Below are 4,143 nucleotides of genomic sequence, written 5' to 3'. Positions count from 1 at the left end.
CAATTCTTAGTGGATTTGTCTGGAGGATTATCTCGCGCGGGGGATCGTTCTTAATTTGTGCCAGCCAGCTCTTCGACCTTGCTGGCAGGAGTGGCAGGGCTCGAACCTGCGACCCCCGGTTTTGGAGACCGGTGCTCTACCAATTGAGCTACACTCCTGTAGGAACCCTGCGTCGCCGCCGTTCCGCGCCGTTTCAAGCATAGGCCACGGCCGGATGGCAAGGGCGAAGCGGCCGTTGGTATCTTCGACCTTGTTCTTCCGATCCGGCCGCGCCAAGGTTGAGCAACACTATAAAGTCAAGAAGTTAAAGGGAGACCGTCATGACCGCGCAAACAGCCGCCAGGCAAGCACCAGCCCCGCAAACCCCGCCGTTGCCGGAGGCAAAACCGGAATCGCTCGGGCTCTCGCCTTCCCGCCTTCAGCGGATGTCGGATGTTTTCCGGCGCGAGATCGACAAAGGAACCATGCCGGGCGCGACCATCATGGTCGCCAGAGGCGGCCGGATCGGCTGGTTCGACGCGATGGGCAAGCAAGACCCTGTTGCAAGCGCGCCGATGGCGCGGGATTCTATCTTCCGCATCTTTTCCATGACCAAGCCGATCGTTTCGATCGGCGTTATGTCGCTGCTCGAGGAAGGCCACTTCCTGCTCGACGACCCCATTGCCAAATTCATTCCTGAGTTTGCCGATCAGAAAGTCGGCGTCGACAACAACGGCCAACTCGATCTCGTGCCGTTGCTCCGGCCGATCACCATCCAGGATCTGCTTCGCCACACCTCCGGCATCACTTACGAGCACACTGGCAACGGTCCAGTGCAAAAGCTCTATCAGCAATCACGGGTGCGCAGCCGCAAGATCAACAATGCCGAACACGCCGCATTGGTCGCCAGCATGCCGCTGATCAGCCAGCCCGGCGCCGAGTGGAACTACAGCCGCTCGACCGACATTCTCGGCCGCCTGATCGAAGTTATCAGCGGCAAATCGCTTGGCGCGTTCCTCACTGAACGCATCCTGGCGCCGCTGCAAATGACCGAAACCGGCTTTTTTACCGGCGATGAAAACGCGCACCGTCTGGCGGAGCCATTCGCCGCCGATCCCTGGAACGGCGACAAGGTACAACTGTTCAACATGCTGGAGAAGCCGGTGATGGAATCGGGCGGCGGCGGTCTCGTCTCCACCACCATGGATTATGCCCGCTTCGCGCAGATGTTGCTCAATGGCGGCGCGCTCGACGGGACAAGGATCGTCGGCCGCAAGACGCTGGAATGGATGGCGTCCGATCACCTCGATCCGACCGTGAAGATTCAGGGTACGCTGACCCAGCCCGGGCACAGCTTCGGCCTCGGCTTTGGCATCCGCACCCAGGAAGGCATCGCGCCATTTTCAGGTTCGGTCGGCCAGTTCTTCTGGAGCGGCATGGGCGGCACCTTCTTCTGGATCGATCCGAAAGAAGACCTGTTTGCCGTCTTCATGTCGCAGGCGCCCGGTCAGCGGGTCTATACCCGCACGCTGGTACGCAATCTGGTCTACGCCGCGATCGAGTGACCGCGAAGTGGTCAGCTAATCGTCGCACCACCATCGATCACGATGGTCTGGCCTGTTGTAAAGGTGCCGGCCCGGGAGGCGAGAAACACCGCGGCGCCCGCGATTTCGTCGGGCTCGCCGATCCGCAGCAGCGGCGAACGCGCGGTGGAAGCCTTCAGCGTTTCCGGATTCTCCCATAGCGCGCGTGCAAAATCGGTCTTGATCAAGCCGGGCGCGATGCAATTCACCCGGATGTTGTACTTGCCGTATTCGCAAGCCAGGTTGCGCGCGAGCTGCATGTCGGCGGCCTTTGAAATCGCGTAGGCGCCGAGCACGGTCGAACCCTTCAGGCCGCCAATCGAGGAGATGATGGTGATCGAACCATCCTTGCGCTCGATCATCTGCGGCACGACCAGCGATATCAGCCAATGGTTGGCAACGATGTTGTTGTCGAGAATCTTTCGGAACTGATCGTCGGAAATCCCGGCCTGCGGCCCGTAATAGGGATTCGAAGCGGCGTTGCAGACCAGCGTGTCGATGGTGCCGAAAACACGGTTCGTCTCCTCGACCAAATGCTTCAGATCGTCCTTGGTCGAGATGTTGGCCGCGACCGAGAGCGCAACCTGCTTACCGGCCTTGTCGTTGATGGCCTTGGCCACCTCATCGCAGGCGGCTTGCTTGCGTGAGGAAATCACGACCTTTGCACCATGAGCGGCCATGTGCTCGGCAATGGCGCGGCCGATGCCGCGTGAAGAGCCGGTGATGACGGCGACTTTTCCCGACATATCAAACAAGGTCATGTTTCACTCCCGTATTTTATGGCGGTTTCAGGCGAGTTTGGTCTCACGCACGACCTCAGGCCCGGCCGGTTGATGCATGGCCTTGTGTGCGTCATCCGTGATCCACGGCTGCTGGTTGACCATCGGCACCCGCCAGGTGCTGACGCTTGGGCTCGCATGGTGATCAAGCCGCGTTACCGAGCAATTGTCGATATCGAAAGCGAGGCCTTTTTCCGGTTGGCCGCCGAGCGCAAGGCCGATGGCCGCCTTGATCGTGCCGCCATGTCCGACCGCGATCACGTCGCGGCCGGTCTGTTCGCGCGTGATGCGCTCGATCGCACCGCAGACGCGGTTGTATAAATCCATAAAACTTTCGCCGCCCGGCGCGGGCACGGCGATATCGGCGAACCAGTGGCTGCCAGCCGGGAGGCTGGCAAGAAATGCCTTGCGGTTCATGCCTTGCCACTGCCCGAGATGTTGTTCGGCAAACGCCGCTTCTTTCACCATCGCAGCCGGCCTCGGAAAGCCAGCGTCCCAGATCGCTTCAGCGGTTTGATGCGTGCGTTGAAGGCTGCTCGCAACCCAGACTGCATTGCGCGGCAGTACTTTCGTAAGGGCACCGAACACGTAACGGTCGCCGGTGTCGCACCCAATGTCCGACTGGCCGTAGATATTGCCACCATCGCTGCGCACCGGCGCGTGGCGTACCCACCACCATCGTGTGACGACCGCGCCGGGCTTACTGCCGTTGGACATCGCAAAGACCCTTCAATAATGTTGTGTGTCGTACGTCAGAGCTCTTGTGGTCTCAAGTCACTTCGACGTTTGAAACTTTGTTTGCCAGAAATTCCGCACGGCGAAAACGCCGATGGATGAAGCAGGAGAAAACTGATGGGCCGCCTTGAAGGTAAATCCGTCATCGTCACCGGCGCCGGCAGCGGCATTGGACGTGCGGCATCGCTTCTGTTTACCAAAGAAGGCGCGAAACTGATCGCGGTCGATCGCACCGAGGGCGTGAAGGACACGGTCGATCAGGTGCGTAAAGCCGGCGGCACGGTGGAGGCCGTCATCGCCGACGCAGGTTCGGAAAAGGACGTGATCGCCTTCATCGACCGGGCGGTCTCCACCCATGGCAGGCTGGATGCGATCTGGGCCAATGCCGGCGTTAGCGGCGGACTGGTGCCGATTTCCGAACAGACGGTGGAGCATTGGCAGGAAATCCTGCGCATCAACCTGCTCGGCCCGTTTCTCGCCATCAAATACGCGATGCCGCACATGATCAAACAGGGATCCGGTGCGATCCTGTGCACCGCATCGGTCGCAGGCCTGAAATCCGGCGCGAGCGGCCATCCCTACGCGGCGAGCAAGGCCGGCGTCATCAGCCTCGTGCAAACCACCGCCTATTCGCTGACAGGAACCGGCGTTCGGATCAACGCGGTATGCCCCGGCCTGATCGAAACCGGTATGACCAAGCCCGTGTTCGATCGCGCCAAAGAACGCGGCACGCAGGACAAGATCGGTCAGCTCAATCCGTTGAAGCGCGCCGGTCAGCCGCATGAACTGGCGGCGATGGGCCTGTTCTTGCTGAGCGACGAGGCGTCCTATGTCAACGGCCAGGCGTTTCCGGTCGATGGCGGTCTCACTGCTTCGATGCCGTATGCGGGAAAGCCGATCTAACGCGCCGGTCGCCGCATCGGAGCAAAATAACGCTTCGTTGGGCTACCCGTCATCCCGCGACGCGCCTATGCCAAGGCTCCGCCGGGGTAACAGCGCTAGTGGAGTGGATTTGACATTCGCTACCCACCTGGCCGCGAGTTCGTCAAGCGAATGTCAAATCCAAA

4 protein-coding genes and 1 tRNA gene are annotated in these 4,143 nt (G+C 60.6%); 2 read left to right on the top strand and 3 right to left on the bottom strand.

Annotated elements, in window-relative coordinates; translation table 11 throughout:
- Window positions 1–82: 82 nt before the first annotated feature.
- Window positions 83–158, bottom strand: a tRNA-Trp gene (locus WB528_RS26955).
- A gap of 162 nt (window positions 159–320) precedes the next feature.
- Between WB528_RS26955 and WB528_RS26950 the strand changes: the two genes are divergently transcribed.
- Complete coding sequence (locus WB528_RS26950) at window positions 321–1,544, top strand: serine hydrolase domain-containing protein (protein WP_423892393.1); 1,224 nt, start codon at window positions 321–323, stop codon at window positions 1,542–1,544.
- Window positions 1,545–1,555: 11 nt separating this feature from the next.
- On the opposite strand, the gene WB528_RS26945 is transcribed toward WB528_RS26950, so the two are convergent.
- Window positions 1,556–2,323 carry an SDR family NAD(P)-dependent oxidoreductase gene (locus WB528_RS26945; RefSeq protein WP_423892392.1) on the bottom strand — a complete coding sequence of 256 codons (768 nt, stop codon included), beginning with the start codon at window positions 2,321–2,323 and terminating at the stop codon, window positions 1,556–1,558.
- 27 nt (window positions 2,324–2,350) lie between these two features.
- On the bottom strand, window positions 2,351–3,058 hold the full coding sequence (locus WB528_RS26940; protein WP_423892391.1) for a histidine phosphatase family protein: 708 nt from the start codon (window positions 3,056–3,058) through the stop codon (window positions 2,351–2,353).
- A gap of 135 nt (window positions 3,059–3,193) precedes the next feature.
- Between WB528_RS26940 and WB528_RS26935 the strand changes: the two genes are divergently transcribed.
- Complete coding sequence (locus tag WB528_RS26935) at window positions 3,194–3,979, top strand: SDR family NAD(P)-dependent oxidoreductase (protein WP_423892390.1); 786 nt, start codon at window positions 3,194–3,196, stop codon at window positions 3,977–3,979.
- Window positions 3,980–4,143: the final 164 nt, after the last annotated feature.

Origin of the sequence: Bradyrhizobium sp. (genome assembly GCF_049586575.1) — a bacterium.
Lineage (GTDB): Bacteria > Pseudomonadota > Alphaproteobacteria > Rhizobiales > Xanthobacteraceae > Bradyrhizobium.
Note: the sequence above shows the minus strand (reverse complement) of the source record. Positions and strands in the feature narration are given on the sequence as shown.

Bases quoted from the DNA above. Each gene is read 5' to 3' on its own strand.
- WB528_RS26950 (WP_423892393.1), top strand. From the start codon at position 321: ATGACCGCGCAAACAGCCGCCAGGCAAGCACCAGCCCCGCAAACCCCG.
- WB528_RS26945 (WP_423892392.1), bottom strand. From the start codon at position 2,323: ATGACCTTGTTTGATATGTCGGGAAAAGTCGCCGTCATCACCGGCTCT.
- WB528_RS26940 (WP_423892391.1), bottom strand. From the start codon at position 3,058: ATGTCCAACGGCAGTAAGCCCGGCGCGGTCGTCACACGATGGTGGTGG.
- WB528_RS26935 (WP_423892390.1), top strand. From the start codon at position 3,194: ATGGGCCGCCTTGAAGGTAAATCCGTCATCGTCACCGGCGCCGGCAGC.